The organism is Providencia xihuensis, assembly GCF_041953405.1.
GTDB classification, from domain to species: Bacteria; Pseudomonadota; Gammaproteobacteria; order Enterobacterales; family Enterobacteriaceae; genus Providencia; species Providencia vermicola.
On sequence record NZ_CP169565.1, the window covers coordinates 90,073 to 103,822 of the forward strand.

12 protein-coding genes are annotated in these 13,750 nt (G+C 41.1%); 4 read left to right on the forward strand and 8 right to left on the reverse strand.

Translation table 11 applies throughout. The features are described from left to right. Nucleotides 1–41: 41 nt before the first annotated feature. The 7 genes from ACE2AL_RS00375 to pilM all read right to left on the reverse strand — a co-directional run bounded on the left by ACE2AL_RS00375 (nt 42) and on the right by pilM (nt 6,441). Nucleotides 42–950 carry an SPOR domain-containing protein gene (locus ACE2AL_RS00375; protein ID WP_349416052.1) on the reverse strand — a complete coding sequence of 303 codons (909 nt, stop codon included), beginning with the start codon at nt 948–950 and terminating at the stop codon, nt 42–44. Nucleotides 951–1,245: 295 nt separating this feature from the next. Beyond that, complete coding sequence (gene aroB, locus ACE2AL_RS00380; protein ID WP_206085205.1) at nt 1,246–2,334, reverse strand: 3-dehydroquinate synthase; 1,089 nt, start codon at nt 2,332–2,334, stop codon at nt 1,246–1,248. Nucleotides 2,335–2,381: 47 nt separating this feature from the next. Beyond that, the gene (gene aroK, locus ACE2AL_RS00385) at nt 2,382–2,903 is read right to left on the reverse strand and encodes a shikimate kinase AroK (protein WP_047756505.1); all 522 of its coding nucleotides are present in this window, start codon (nt 2,901–2,903) and stop codon (nt 2,382–2,384) included. Nucleotides 2,904–3,409: 506 nt separating this feature from the next. Continuing rightward, nucleotides 3,410–4,465 carry a secretin N-terminal domain-containing protein gene (locus ACE2AL_RS00390; RefSeq protein ID WP_375083822.1) on the reverse strand — a complete coding sequence of 352 codons (1,056 nt, stop codon included), beginning with the start codon at nt 4,463–4,465 and terminating at the stop codon, nt 3,410–3,412. Beyond that, nucleotides 4,458–5,009, reverse strand: coding sequence for a hypothetical protein (locus tag ACE2AL_RS00395; protein WP_375083823.1), 552 nt, complete (start codon nt 5,007–5,009; stop codon nt 4,458–4,460). Before ACE2AL_RS00395 ends, ACE2AL_RS00390 begins: the two co-directional genes overlap by 8 nt. Beyond that, nucleotides 5,002–5,556 carry a PilN domain-containing protein gene (locus ACE2AL_RS00400; RefSeq protein WP_272538852.1) on the reverse strand — a complete coding sequence of 185 codons (555 nt, stop codon included), beginning with the start codon at nt 5,554–5,556 and terminating at the stop codon, nt 5,002–5,004. Before ACE2AL_RS00400 ends, ACE2AL_RS00395 begins: the two co-directional genes overlap by 8 nt. Before the next feature lie 3 nt (nt 5,557–5,559). Next, nucleotides 5,560–6,441, reverse strand: a complete 882-nt coding sequence (pilM, locus tag ACE2AL_RS00405) for a pilus assembly protein PilM (RefSeq protein WP_206085201.1) — start codon at nt 6,439–6,441, stop codon at nt 5,560–5,562. Nucleotides 6,442–6,557: 116 nt separating this feature from the next. On the opposite strand from pilM, the gene mrcA reads away from it, so the two are divergent. Continuing rightward, nucleotides 6,558–9,074, forward strand: coding sequence for a peptidoglycan glycosyltransferase/peptidoglycan DD-transpeptidase MrcA (mrcA, locus tag ACE2AL_RS00410; protein ID WP_206085200.1), 2,517 nt, complete (start codon nt 6,558–6,560; stop codon nt 9,072–9,074). A 163-nt stretch (nt 9,075–9,237) separates the two neighbouring features. Here mrcA and nudE read toward each other — a convergent pair whose 3' ends face one another. Then, nucleotides 9,238–9,789 carry an ADP compounds hydrolase NudE gene (gene nudE / locus ACE2AL_RS00415; RefSeq protein ID WP_206085199.1) on the reverse strand — a complete coding sequence of 184 codons (552 nt, stop codon included), beginning with the start codon at nt 9,787–9,789 and terminating at the stop codon, nt 9,238–9,240. 324 nt (nt 9,790–10,113) lie between these two features. Between nudE and ACE2AL_RS00420 the strand changes: the two genes are divergently transcribed. The 3 genes from ACE2AL_RS00420 to hslO all read left to right on the forward strand — a co-directional run bounded on the left by ACE2AL_RS00420 (nt 10,114) and on the right by hslO (nt 13,598). Next, a complete protein-coding gene (locus tag ACE2AL_RS00420) occupies nt 10,114–12,213 on the forward strand; it encodes an IgaA/UmoB family intracellular growth attenuator (protein ID WP_272538853.1) in 2,100 nt (699 codons plus the stop codon). 62 nt (nt 12,214–12,275) lie between these two features. Continuing rightward, entirely contained in the window at nt 12,276–12,689 is a 414-nt protein-coding gene (hslR, locus tag ACE2AL_RS00425; protein ID WP_047756490.1) for a ribosome-associated heat shock protein Hsp15, read from the forward strand. A gap of 36 nt (nt 12,690–12,725) precedes the next feature. Continuing rightward, nucleotides 12,726–13,598: an Hsp33 family molecular chaperone HslO gene (hslO, locus tag ACE2AL_RS00430; protein WP_206085197.1), complete on the forward strand. Its 873-nt coding sequence runs from the start codon at nt 12,726–12,728 to the stop codon at nt 13,596–13,598. Nucleotides 13,599–13,750 lie beyond the last annotated feature (152 nt).

The following is a 13,750-nucleotide window of genomic DNA, read 5'->3' on the forward strand; positions in this document are numbered from 1 at the left end:
ACTCTGTCAGGACAACATAATGCGCCCGGGGGAAAACGTTGTTATTTTTGATCCTGTTTGACTTGTTTCATATTTCTCACCCACGGTTTTTTCGCTTGAACAGCAGCAGGTAATGTCCCTATTGCATTTTTTGCGTCAGTGACTGAATTATAGTTACCATGAATAAGAACATACCAAGTTTGCCCATTACGAATAGTTTTATAAACTTTGTAGTTGGCAAGTTTGTTTTCTTTTGCAAAAGCTTCCAATGTGTCTGAACGGCTGGCGCTACTTAATTGAAGCGTATAGCTTCCAGCAGGTGCAGACATAACATTACTGCTTTGATTATTGGTCGTTGCAGCGGCTTTTGTAGGTTGCTTCGGTTGAGCGGGTTGTTTCGGCTCTACCGTTTTAGGCGGTGTTCTTTCAGGTGCCACAGGTTTTACCGTTGGCTGTTGCTCAACAGGCTTCATAACAGGTGGGTTCAGTGGTGTCACATTCTGTGGCTGCGTTGTGTCTGGTGTAGAGACCTGGCCTTGGTTTAAGGCGTCAACAACATCACCTGGAATTTCGATTCGCTCACCTAAACCATTTGGCTGCGTTTGGCGCTCACCTTGGGTTGGGGTTGGTGTGATTTGTGAACCCGTAATTTCTTGGGCTTGTCCTTGCTGGGTTTGACCTTGAGAATTAGTCAACGAGGAAGAACCCGATAAATCAATGTTTTGCCCACTATTATTACTGGTTGTTTGCTGACGTTCGTGTTCTGTCGGGGCTTTTAATGCAGAACTGATGGCAATAATCAGTAGTAATAAAACAAGTACACCGACACCAATCATGATGTGCTGGCGTGATAAGGCAATTTTTGGTTTTACAGCCGTCGATTGACGAGAACGCCCTGTTGGCCTATCTGATGTATCTGGCCTAAGGTCATTTTGACCTTGTGGCTGGTTATCTGGTTTAAATTCGTCCATTTTCCTCTCCCGAATAAAATTTGCCCATAGTAGAGATAAAATGTCTCTTATCAGTACAACCTATAACGACCAAATAGAGCTTTATTGCTCACTTTTAAAGCATAGATTCTTTCACGATACCATACTAACCCGAATGGTATTTTTTGTATGCTTTTTTGAAGTTCGTGTAGAGGCGTAGGCATACCGTATAATTTAACGACTTTGAACTGCATCTACCAGTAACATTTTAAAACACCAGTATAAATTAGGCATTTTCTTTGTTTTTGGCGATGCACAAGGCCATTTTGTCATAATTTTATGGTGTACAGGATGTTATTGCGGCAATTACCGTTTGCGAATCAAGATCTGAACGCATTTCTGAGTGCCCGATAGTGGTTGGTAGGATTAAGTGTAATTTTCCCCCCATCACTTTTTTATCACGCATCATATGCGGTAGGTAATCATCCGGCTTCATTTGTGAAGGGCCTTTGACTGGGAGTGAGGCGCGTTCTAACAGTGTAATAACGCGTTGTGTTTGTGCTGGCGTTAATTGGCCAATCAATTCAGCGGTTTTAGCCGCCATGACCATTCCCGCAGCGACGGCTTCACCATGTAACCAGACACCGTACCCCATATGTGCTTCGATAGCATGGCCGAAGGTATGGCCTAGGTTAAGTAATGCTCTAAGGCCACTGGTTTCTTTTTCATCGGCAGCCACAACTTGTGCTTTGAGTTCACAGCAACGGCGGATACAGTAAGCCATTGCTTGGTTATCCAGAGCAACCAGTGAATCAATATTGTTTTCCAACCAAGTGAAAAATTCACCATCAAGGATGATGCCATATTTAATGACTTCAGCGAGGCCAGAAGCTAGCTCTCTTGGTGGGAGTGTTTTTAAGCAATCGAGGTCGATGACAACAGAGGCAGGCTGGTAAAATGCCCCAATCATATTTTTCCCTAATGGATGATTGACTGCGGTTTTACCGCCGACAGAAGAATCTACTTGAGATAGCAATGTCGTTGGAACCTGAATAAAGCGAACACCACGTTGATAGCTTGCAGCAGCGAAACCTGTCAAATCACCGATAACGCCCCCACCAAGAGCGATGAGGGTAGTATCGCGGTTATGGTGTTTTTCCAGTAATGCAGTAAATACATCATTCATAATAAACAATGATTTATACTGTTCGCCATCGGGTAGGGTGATGGAATCCACTTTGACACCAGAAGCCTCTAGAACACGTTTTATCTTCTCAAGATAAATGGGTGCCAGTGTTTCGTTTGTCACTATCATTGCTCGTTGACCTGCAGCTAATGGCCAAAATGCACCTGTTTGGTTATATAACCCAGGGGCAATATTGATTGGATAACTGCGTTCGTCCAGCGTAACGGTGACCTTTTCCATCTTGTTCTACCTTGAATTCATTACTGACAAAATAACACGATGATATATTAGTTTTTTTCTAACATTTCGATGATTTGGCTAGCAACGACTTTGGCGCTTTGTTCATCCGTATGAATAGTAATATCTGCGATTTCTTCATACATAGGGTTGCGTTCGTCAGCCAATTTCTCGAGTACTTCACGCGCAGGTTCATCAACCTGTAGCAGTGGTCGTTTTTTATCACGTTGTGTACGAGAAAGTTGCTTCTCAATTGTGGTTTCGAGATAGACAACGACACCGCGAGCGGATAAACGGTTACGGGTTTCTTTAGACTTAACAGAACCGCCACCTGTCGCTAATACAATGCCTTGTTTCTCTGTGAGTTCATTGATGATTTTTTCTTCGCGATCACGAAAGCCTTCTTCGCCTTCAAGGTCGAATACCCAGCCGACATCCGCGCCGGTGCGTTTTTCTATCTCGTGATCAGAGTCGAAAAACTCCATATTAAGCTGTTGTGCCAACTGACGGCCAATAGTGCTTTTGCCAGCGCCCATCGGTCCAACCAGAAAGATATTGCGTTTCTCTGCCATGTTTTTTGGTATTACTACGATTATTCGTTAATGAACCCGCCCCGCCAATAAAAAATTAGCAGCGGGACCTAAACTGAAACCTCATTAGTGATGATGTGAGATCAGATAGGAAAATTATCTCAACACATCAACTAGGATTGCAACTATATAAATGTGGCACTAAGCGAACAAAGTGCCACATTTTCAATTACAGGTTTCTATATTTGAGCCGTCGTTATTGCCTAATGCATTGTTTAGCATGGTCTTTAACAGATTTAGAATACCATTAGGTGCATATAATTTCTGTTAATTGTAGAGCAAAATTATTGTGGCTGTTTTATAAGCGACTGACAGCTTGTTCTTTAATCTAAGGATAGTTAGAACATTCAATGGATAACCTTGTATGCTAAAACGACGTCAGCGTCAAATTTATCCGGTAGGTTTATGGCATAAAAAAAGTTTTTTTTTGTGCACTTTGACTTATTGTCTATTCAACTAATTGAAGTATAGATGTTATTTTACTCATACTAAATATTGATAAGTTTTGGTGTAATAAAAACGACAAGAACCCGTCTGTCGATATGTTCTGCGCTATTTGTAAACAATGCTCCTAAAAGAGGGACATGAGAAAGGAAGGGTAGACCCGTTTGTGTTGTTTCTTGTTTTTGCTGAAAAATTCCACCCAATATTAGGGTTTCATTATTTTTAATGGTGACTGAGGTGGCGATTTCTTGTTTGTTTATCGCTAAATGGTGATTTTGACTGCTAGTGAGCGCGGTATCTGGCGAGTTATGGCTAATTTTTAGGTTCAACTCTACTTTTTCATCACGGATAATCGTGGGTGTTACATCCATACCTAAGACAGCATCCTTAAATTGTACATGGGTCTTCTTTTCACTACTGGTGACATAAGGGATTTCGGTGCCTTGCTGGATGCTAGCGGCTTGTTGGTGTGAAGCCATGAGACGTGGGCTGGCAATAATAGATAATAAATTTTCTTTTTCTAACGCATTGAGCTTCATTTCAAGTAAACCTTCGCTTAGTTTTAAGACGTTAAATGAAAATTGCCCAGGTGCAAAGTGGTAGCGATTATAGCGATTAAGCCGGCTGTGTGTTGTATTGCCTGCAAGTAATCCCCATTCAAGGCCTAACTCCTGTAGTGCCGTTTTACTACTGCTAATAATATGCGCGGTGATCTGAACTTGTTGTTGAGGTAAATCTTTTTGTTTTATCCATTCTTCAATGAGTGTGAGGCGTTCTTGGCTATCTTTGATGATCACGCTATTTGTTGTCGCTTCGTGATGAATGGTTGCGTTTTTTGACAATAAAGCTATCTCGGGCTGTTTTAGTAATTGGTGAACCTCTTGCGCTTTTATTGAGACTAATTTGAAAATTTTCTCAATCAAAACCTCGTTATTGGTCTCTAAAGGTAAAGAATGTTTGGTGGCTTGAGGGGAAATATTTTCCTCAATTGGCAATAGTGGGACAAAAGGGTCGCGAATTTGCTCTGCAACAGCAGAGCTAAACATGAATATCAAAAAAACAGTTATTAGCCTTACAGCGGGGATTAAGGTGTTATTCATGGCCATTTTCATCCTTGAGAGTGGTTAAATGAATTATTGATGACAGTGTCATTGAGGCAACCAATAAATTTTTTTTCGGGTTAAGGGTGACCTCTGAGTAGTGCCATTTATGGGGAGAGGGCGAGGAAATCAGCTTTTGAATAAAATGATAGATATCGGTGAAGCTGCCTTGTATTTCCATAAAATAACCTTCGTTGTTATTTATAGGTTGAAGCTTATTGAGTGTAACGGCGGACTGACTCATGAGTGCATTAAAATGCGAAAATAGTGCTAGATGGCGGTTATCAAACACAGTGTGTTTTTCAATATTTTCAATTTGTTGTGCTAACTGATAGAGTGCAGGCAGTTGTTGAATTCGTTGTTCTTCCTTTTGAATGTAGTCAGATAAATGAGTTATTTCATTTTCTAATTCAATAAGTTGTATTGAAGACTTTTCCCAATAAATAAAATAGCCCGCAAATAGAAACAACCCAATAAAGACAACAACGGGTAAGGTTTGTCGCCAAAAAGAGCGATACCAAAAGGCATGGAATGTTTCATTCATTTGCCTCTCCTTGATGTTTTGCTGAAATGTGCAGACTATTTAATTGCTGATTTCGGCTGAGTTGTTTTAATTGAATTTCACTTAAATTTTTTTGGTTTTCCAGTTGTTGGCTAAAAAGAGCCATATTTTGAAAGTCATAGCTATTAGCTTTGATATTAAGTTGATCATTAATTAGCTGAAAAGAGGTCAGCCAGCTTTTTGACGGCGTTATCGTTGGTAAGCTACGCAGTAAAACCAGTAGTGCACGGTTGTTTTGTTCGATGACTTTATATTTGTTTTGTTTTTCCATTAGCTGGTTTAATTGAGCCTGTTGATGCGCTATCTTCAGGCTTAATTGCTGGATTTGCTGGCTTTTTTCTTGTGTGCTATATAGTGAAACTTGTTTGTTATTAAGATCAATCTGTTGAAATATATATAAAAAACAACAAGCAGTAAGTGTGGAGCAGCACAGTGCGCTAGTGAAAAGAATAAACTCACGTTTTTTTTTCATTATTTTTTGTTGCCGCCAAGGTAAAAAATTGACTTGGTATAGATTTGTGTTTTTCATGTCTTAAATATCCCCATGGCGTAGCGCCAGCCCAGCTGCGATCACAAAGTCCCCTAATTGGCGTGGCAGTTTTAGATTATGGTGTTGAAAGGCTTGTCGTAATTCCCATCTGTATGATTGCCATTGAGCATGGCAGTCATGGTCGGTTTGTGGATTTGTGATATCGAGTGGTTGGTCTATATTTGGATGATCGGTAATGAGGTAAACAGGCAAAGTTGAGGCGTGACTTTCTGCGTTCAGATGAGGTAAAAGCTGTGAAAGGGAGGTGATTTCATTATCTAGAACATGATTATAATTTGTAGGTAGGCTAATGGGCCCTGACCATAACCATTCACCTTGCCTATAATGAACTAACCATGCATCATCAGGTAACTGGCAATGGCGAGCAACATAACGCAATGCGACAGGGGCGACATCAATGGCCAGTAAATTAAATCCACTTTGTGTTAATAAGTTTTGCCAAAAGGTGATATCAGCTTTTCGAGCCCCATTAAGGTAAACGTGTTGATTGATCACGCGATAGTCAATGGCGAGTTCATGAACATTCATTGGAAAGCATTTTTTAGCTTGAGATTGCAGATACCAGCTTAGTTCAGGCTGTTGCAGATGGACTTGGTTCGGCAATGACAGTTGCTGTTTTAACGTACGAACAGCGGGCAAGGCGATAGAAACGGTACAGTTTTTCGGTAATTTCTGACGCCACTGCGTTAAAACTTTCAGTAGAATTTGGTGTTGTTCTGGATCTGAACTCTCAGTTATTTCGAAAGGGAGTTGCTGTTGCCAACATTCACATAAAGACCAGTATTTACGGCGTTGTTTTGTGGCAACTAATTGAATTTTATTTTGATAGATATCGATCCCAATGTTCCATTTTGATGTGTACATAGTTAATTTCCTTATCATTAACGGTTAAATTACGTTTTCTATTGTGCTGTATAAGCTTTATACTATGCGTTAGTGATATCTAAACCCTCTTGTTAGCCGAGCATGGGAATTTTCCGGTGAAGTTCGTAAAATATTTTTTTATTCTTGTTTTCTGTTGCATTTTTTTGGGAACCGCCTCGATTTATGGCATGTATAAATATGTCGAAGGTGAGTTACCTGATGTTGCAACGATGAAAGACATTCGTCTGCAAATTCCAATGCAGGTATACAGCGCTGATAACGAGTTGATTGCCCAATACGGTGAAAAACGTCGGATTCCACTCCCATTAGCGGAAATTCCACCATTAATGGTGAAAGCGTTTATCGCGACAGAAGATAGCCGTTTTTATGAACATCACGGTATTGACCCGATTGGTATTTTCCGTGCGGTATCAGTGATGGCGTCATCTGGTCATGCGTCACAAGGTGCGAGTACTATTACTCAGCAGCTGGCGAGAAACTTCTATTTAAGCCCCGAAAAAACCTTAATGCGTAAAGCCAAAGAAGCATTCTTAGCGATTCGCATCGAACAGCTTTTTTCGAAAGATGAGATTATGGAGCTGTACCTAAATAAAATTTATTTGGGTAACCGTGCTTATGGCGTTGGGGCTGCGGCTTACGTTTATTTCGGGAAAACAGTGGATGAGCTCACATTGAGCGAAATGGCCATGATTGCAGGGCTACCAAAAGCACCCTCAACATTTAACCCATTATATTCTTATGATCGTGCCGTCAATCGTCGTAATGTCGTGCTTTCTCGTATGTTGGAAGAAAAGTACATTACGAGAGACCAGTATGAGCAAGCGAGAAACGAAAAAATTGTGGCGTCTTATCATGCGCCAAAGATTGATTTTTCTGCACCTTATCTTGCCGAAATGGCTCGCCAAACGCTGTATGATAAATACGGCGAAGATGCGTATACCGACGGTTACAAAGTGTATACCACGGTGATCCGCAAAGATCAGGAAGCTGCAACTGATGCTGTTCGCAATAACTTGATCGATTACGATACTCGCCATGGTTACCGTGGCCCAGCAGAAGTGCTGTGGAAGCCCACTGAAATGGCATGGGCAGCTGAAAAAATTATTGAAAAGCTGAAGAAATCCCCTGTTTACGGGCCGCTTATGCCTGGGGTCGTGCTATCCGCAACGGGTTCTGAAGCGAATGTTATGTTAGCAGATGGCTCAAAAATTGATATTACGATGACCGGTGTACGCTGGGCGCGTAAATTTATTTCTGATACACAACAAGGCGCATCCCCAAGAGCGGTGAATGCGGTTGTTCAAGTGGGTGAGCAAATTTGGGTTCGTAAAGTGAAAGATAATTGGTGGCTGGGGCAAGTTCCTGATGTAAATGCTGCTTTTGTTGCACTTAACCCTAATGATGGTGCGATTATCGCATTAGTCGGCGGTTTTGATTTCAATATGAGTGAATTTAACCGCGTGACACAATCACTGCGCCAAGTGGGCTCGAATATAAAACCCTTTTTGTATACTGCGGCAATGGATAAAGGCCTTACACTATCTTCTTTGCTGAATGACGTGCCTATTAGTCGTTGGGATGCGGGAGCTGGCTCTGACTGGCGGCCGAAGAACTCGCCTCCACGCTATGATGGTCCAATCCGTTTACGTCAAGGGTTAGGGCAGTCAAAAAACGTGGTAATGGTTCGTGCAATGCGCGCAATGGGGGTCGATTACGCAGCTGATTATTTGATGCGTTTTGGTTTTCCGCGTGAAAATATTAACCGCACAGAGGCGTTAGCCTTGGGTGCGCCATCATTTACACCAATGCAAATGGTGCGTGGTTATGCGGTTATGGTCAATGGCGGGTATCTTGTTGATCCGTACTATATTTTGAAAATTGAAAATCACAATGATGAAGTGATTTTTGAAGCGAATCCTAAGCTAGCATGTCCTGATTGTACTAATATTCCAGTCATTTACGGTGACACAGAACGTACCATCGAAATAAAAGGGATTGATGATGAATCTACAGAAGAAGTCACTCAATCAGGCCATAATGTTGTGAATCAAGAGCCAACAATGGAAGTGGCAACCTCGGGTGACGAAAATGTGAGTTCAGAGCCTCAATACGCGCCTCATGTGATTAGTACGCCGCTTGCGTTCTTAATTCGAGATGCGATGATGACGAATATTTATGGTGAACCAGGCTGGTCTGGAACGGGCTGGCGCGCAGCAAGAGATTTAGGTGGACGCCGAGATATTGGTGGTAAAACAGGGACGACTAATAGTTCAAAAGATGCTTGGTTCTCGGGTTATGGTCCGGATGTTGTGGCATCAGCGTGGATCGGGTTTGATGATAATAGACGGACACTCGGCCGAGGTGAAGCAGGTGCGAAAAGTGCTCAGCCAATGTGGGATGATTTTATGAAATCCATCCTGACAGGTGTTCCAGTAAAAATGATGAAACCGCCGAAAGGGGTTATCTCTGTGTCAATTGATAGTCGTACGGGCAAATTAGGCTCTTCACGCCGTGAATATTTTATCGAAGGGACTGAGCCTAAAGAGTATTCTGTACAAGAAGTGGGAACAACCATTTCAACAGAAGGCGGTTTGAGCCAAGAGTTGTTCTAAGAAAATACGTTTAGTAATATCGTGATAAGCACCCCATTGTTATTAAAACATGGGGTGTTTTTTTATGCTCAAAAACACTAAATGAGTGTAAAATAGCTGATAACGATAAGAATAGGCGTAGAAAAAAAACGTGGCTTATATAAAATACAAAAAACAAGTAGTATTACTTACTACTTTTTAAGTAACGTTCTAAGTAGAAAAGTGCGCTAATATTTCTCGCTTCGTTGAAGTCTGGGTGTTCCAGTAGTTCCATCATACGCGCAATTGGCCACTTAACTTGTTGCAGTGGTTCAGGCTCATCGCCTTCAAGCTTTTCGCTATAAAGGTCTTGTGCTACTAATATGTTCATTTTACTGGAAAAATAAGATGGTGACATAGTCAGTTTAGCGAGCTGAATGATGCTGTTTGCGCCATAGCCAACTTCTTCTTTGAGCTCGCGCTGTGCTGCTTCTAGCGCAATTTCGCCTGGGTCAATAGCCCCTTTAGGGAAACCGAGTTCGTAGTTTTCAATCCCAACGGCATATTCGCGTATCAGAATTAAGTGGTCATCAATAATAGGAATAATAAGAACGGCTTCGCGTTTTGCTGGGCGCATTCTTTCATAGACTCGTTTTTCACCGTTGCTAAATTCGAGATCAACTGACTGGATACTGAATAATTTTGATTGAGCAACATCTTGAATATTCAAGATTTTTGGTTTTTTTAGCTCTGTCATAACGATTTCCAAACAAGATGGGTGGAACCTCTTGCTAAAAGCATGTTTCATTTATTTATGTGGTAAATTTACTCTGCGTTGCCAGTATGTTGGCATCATTATGTCACTATGACCTATATCAAAAAAAAATGATAGAGATGATCGAGTAGATAAAATATTGTTAACTTGCTTCGTGCACAAATGTAGCACAGATAAATAAATAAAGATTTTTTTACAACGTATTGTAAGTTAAAGAAAAAAGTATAAATAGAATAGGAATCGGCTTATTTTGAGAAGGCAGTAGGATTGCTATGCTTTTCTTATTAATTTTCTGTTGGGGAAACAATGTTAAACCATGTCATTATAACGGCTATAATTGTTATTAGCCTAACTATAATGGCTTCCTTCCTGTATTTCAGGCGGGGGCGGCATTCTGGCATCTATCAGATACCTTCGGTAGCCGCACCTTCCTTTCGCAAAATGATTGATTCAGATTACCAAACAATCACTCAGTATTTAAATTATTGCGCTACAGCTTCGAATTCCTCTTCACAAAGTCCTTGGCAAATTAAGCGAAATTCGACAATTGGTACAGTTTGTCATTCGGTAACGCGTTTTAATTTACGCCAGGAGCAAGGGAATAGCTGGCGTTATTTTATCGATACGATTGAAGTGCAGCTTCCATCACAGTTGGAGCCATATCTACAGCGACAAAATGTGATGGAGATTGTGGAGACAGATCATCTGCCATTGATTATTTCAATGAATAGCCATTCACTTCGAGATTTTAGTAATGAATGGCTCGGTAACTCAGCATCGACTACGACCTTACCTGAAGCGGCTATTCGAGAGCGTGGACAACAGAATGTAGAATTATTACGTGTCCGCCAAGAAACAGCGGAGGAACATCGTCTACACAACTCCACGGGGTGGTTAGGCGCAGGGTTGATTTGTTTAAGTTTTGTATTGGGTTATCTCACGTTAATTTCGATTCGGATTTTGCAAGGATGGGGGTTAGCGAGTGCAGTACTGATTTTTATTATTGGTACATTAGTGCTCTTTCGTTCAAAAATGTTCCCTCGTAAGTACCAAGATATTCAATGTATTTATGGACAGCCGAAGCGTTGGGAATTGTATGGTGAATTAGATAAAAAATATTCCACGAGTGCTTCCGTTAGCGGGACAGATTTACATTACCCTCTGCATTGGGAGGAGTATTTAAAATACGAATCAGATAAACCCGTTAATATTGATTTTTACCCTACGGGGGAGGTTGTTCGTCATGGGCAGTACCTCTCTTTACATGAAGAAGAACGTTATTACCCTTACAAGCGTTACAAAAAAAATGTCCTGATGTTTATTGGTGCGTTATTGGTGATTGTGTTGGTGTTTTCATACCAATCTATGAGTCTACCCATTAAGTTGGGTTTTGCTTGGTTTGGCGGAACACAAAAAATTAATGTAACGGAAGTGACGGAGCTTGTTTCTCATAAGCTCAATGTGGGGGATACCCTAACAGCACAGGGGCAGGGGATGTGCTATCGTCCACCGAATTTAGATGACACTAACCAGGCGAATTTTGTCCCATTTGATTGCTCTGGCATCTATTGGAATAACATCAATGTGTCGACAGAGCCGCAGTCTGAGATTGCTGATCTATCGATATCTTTGCTCAATATAGTTAGAAATCAATTACATCCTGATAAAAATTCTATTGGCGTGAACCCAAGGTTACAGCGCGATATTATGAAATCAGGGATGAACATTATCTTTGATTTTTCAGCCATTATTATAGAAACGAACAAGTTGTGTCATGATGAGAACGCTTGCCTAAAACTCAAAAATGCGCTGACAAACCTTGGTAGTACAGATGATTGGCCGACCTTAGTGAGTAAGGCGTCATCGGGGAAATTAAGTGGTGCGCATGTTTTATTACGAGCAGGAAGTGCCGAGGCCTTGGAAAACATCGTTGAAGACACCACATATGACTTTATCAGAAAAGAAATAGACAAAGAAGTGCGTAAAATTAATAGTCCTTCCCCAGGTGGCGTATTGTTTGTGAGTGATGAAAACAAGCCTCTGGTGGATTTAATGATAGGGCCATCTTTTAATTTTAATGAATTATCACAGTTGGAACGTTGGAAAGAGCTCCACCGTTTATCGAATTTGTTAAGCAATACTCCCTTTAGTGTGGAAGGCATTGTGACTAAATTATCGACAGATGCTAATGGCACTTTGCATATCGTGTTACATGAAGAGCCGAATGAAGATATCGTCTCTCAATATGTTTGTAGTGCGTTTTTTATCTTGTTTCTTATCTTTTGTGTATTACTAAACGGCTCACTAATTGTGTTCCGTATTTTGAATAATAAGAAGCGATTACGTAATATCACTCAATATTACGATAAATGCTTTGAGGCTAATAACCCTTCCAATCGTCATTAGCATTATCCCGAAATGGTGGGAGCCTCATTGAGTTTGATTCAGACTGATAGTGAGGAGGCACCATGAATCAATCGTCTATAGAACCTGTTCGCCTCGATAAGTGGCTTTGGGCTGCGCGTTTTTATAAAACACGTTCCATGGCGCGTGAAATGATTGATGGGGGCAAAGTTCATTATAATGGACAAAGAACTAAGCCTGGAAAAATCGTTGAACTCCATGCTTTAGTGAAGCTGAGGCAGGGGAATGATGAGAGAACGATTGAGATCCTTGAAATCAGTAGCCAGCGTAGAGGTGCGCCCGAAGCACAATTACTTTACCGTGAAACCGCCGAAAGTATTGAACATCGTGAAAAAATAGCGTTAGCGCGCAAAATGAATGCGTTAACCATGCCCCATCCAGAGCGCCGCCCAGATAAAAAAGAGCGACGAACTCTGCTAAAATTTAAACAAACGAATTCTCATGAGTCATCTGAATGATGGCCTGAGCAACTGCCCGAGCAATAGAGAGAAATTATGTCAAAACAAGACCAACTCCACCGTTTTCTGTTTGAACAGCATTCCGTTCGTGGAGAAATGATTAGTGTCGATGAGACCTACGAGCAGATTTTAGAAAATCATGACTACCCTGTTGCAGTAAAAGGCTTATTGGGCGAACTGCTTGTTGCTACCAGTTTATTAACAGCAACACTGAAATTTGATGGTGATATTACCGTTCAAATTCAAGGTGATGGCCCAGTTAAAATGGCTGTTATTAACGGTAATAACCTACAACAAATGCGAGGTGTTGCGCGTGTTGATGGCCCCGTTGTTGCGGGTAGCACACTGAACCAAATGATTGGCGATGGCTTTATGGTGATCACGATAACGCCTAATCAAGGTGAACGTTACCAAGGGATTGTAGCGATTGAAGGCAACTCCATCGAAGAAAGTATTGATGCGTACTTCCGCCAATCAGAGCAGCTGCCAACGCGTTTATTTATTCGTGTGGGTGAAGTGGATGGCAAAATGAGTGCGGGTGGGATGTTGCTGCAAGTTTTACCTGCCGCTGATGACACCAGCCACGATTTCTTTGATCACCTCGTACAACTGACGGCAACTATTAAAGGCCAAGAGCTGAGCACTCTGGGCGTCAAAGAGGTTTTACATCGCCTTTATCATGAAGAAGATGTCACTTTATATGACCCGCAATCTGTGGAGTTTCGTTGCACCTGCTCAAGGGAACGTTGTGAAAGCACATTAGCAACTTTGCCAAAGGAAGATGTTATCGATATTTTGCACAAAGATGGAAAAATTGATATGGAATGTGAATTTTGTGGCTCACACTACGTATTTATTGAATCCGATATTGAAGGGTTAAATGATGAGCGAAATCAGCAACTTCACTGATACGATTTAGCAACCTAATTATGTGACAAGGGTGCAATTCTGCACCTTTTTTTTATAATTTTAAAGCATTATTACGTGCTCTAAGTCTCATTATGAATTAAAAAAAATTATACATTTTCAATTCTTTGATAACTATCGCTGTTAATTAGTCG

Bases quoted from the DNA above. Each gene is read 5' to 3' on its own strand.
- ACE2AL_RS00400 (WP_272538852.1), bottom strand. From the start codon at position 5,556: ATGAAAAACACAAATCTATACCAAGTCAATTTTTTACCTTGGCGGCAA.
- hslR (WP_047756490.1), top strand. From the start codon at position 12,276: ATGAATCAATCGTCTATAGAACCTGTTCGCCTCGATAAGTGGCTTTGG.
- aroK (WP_047756505.1), bottom strand. From the start codon at position 2,903: ATGGCAGAGAAACGCAATATCTTTCTGGTTGGACCGATGGGCGCTGGC.
- hslO (WP_206085197.1), top strand. From the start codon at position 12,726: ATGTCAAAACAAGACCAACTCCACCGTTTTCTGTTTGAACAGCATTCC.
- pilM (WP_206085201.1), bottom strand. From the start codon at position 6,441: ATGTACACATCAAAATGGAACATTGGGATCGATATCTATCAAAATAAA.
- ACE2AL_RS00375 (WP_349416052.1), bottom strand. From the start codon at position 950: ATGGACGAATTTAAACCAGATAACCAGCCACAAGGTCAAAATGACCTT.
- aroB (WP_206085205.1), bottom strand. From the start codon at position 2,334: ATGGAAAAGGTCACCGTTACGCTGGACGAACGCAGTTATCCAATCAAT.
- ACE2AL_RS00390 (WP_375083822.1), bottom strand. From the start codon at position 4,465: ATGAATAACACCTTAATCCCCGCTGTAAGGCTAATAACTGTTTTTTTG.
- nudE (WP_206085199.1), bottom strand. From the start codon at position 9,789: ATGACAGAGCTAAAAAAACCAAAAATCTTGAATATTCAAGATGTTGCT.
- ACE2AL_RS00395 (WP_375083823.1), bottom strand. From the start codon at position 5,009: ATGAATGAAACATTCCATGCCTTTTGGTATCGCTCTTTTTGGCGACAA.
- ACE2AL_RS00420 (WP_272538853.1), top strand. From the start codon at position 10,114: ATGTTAAACCATGTCATTATAACGGCTATAATTGTTATTAGCCTAACT.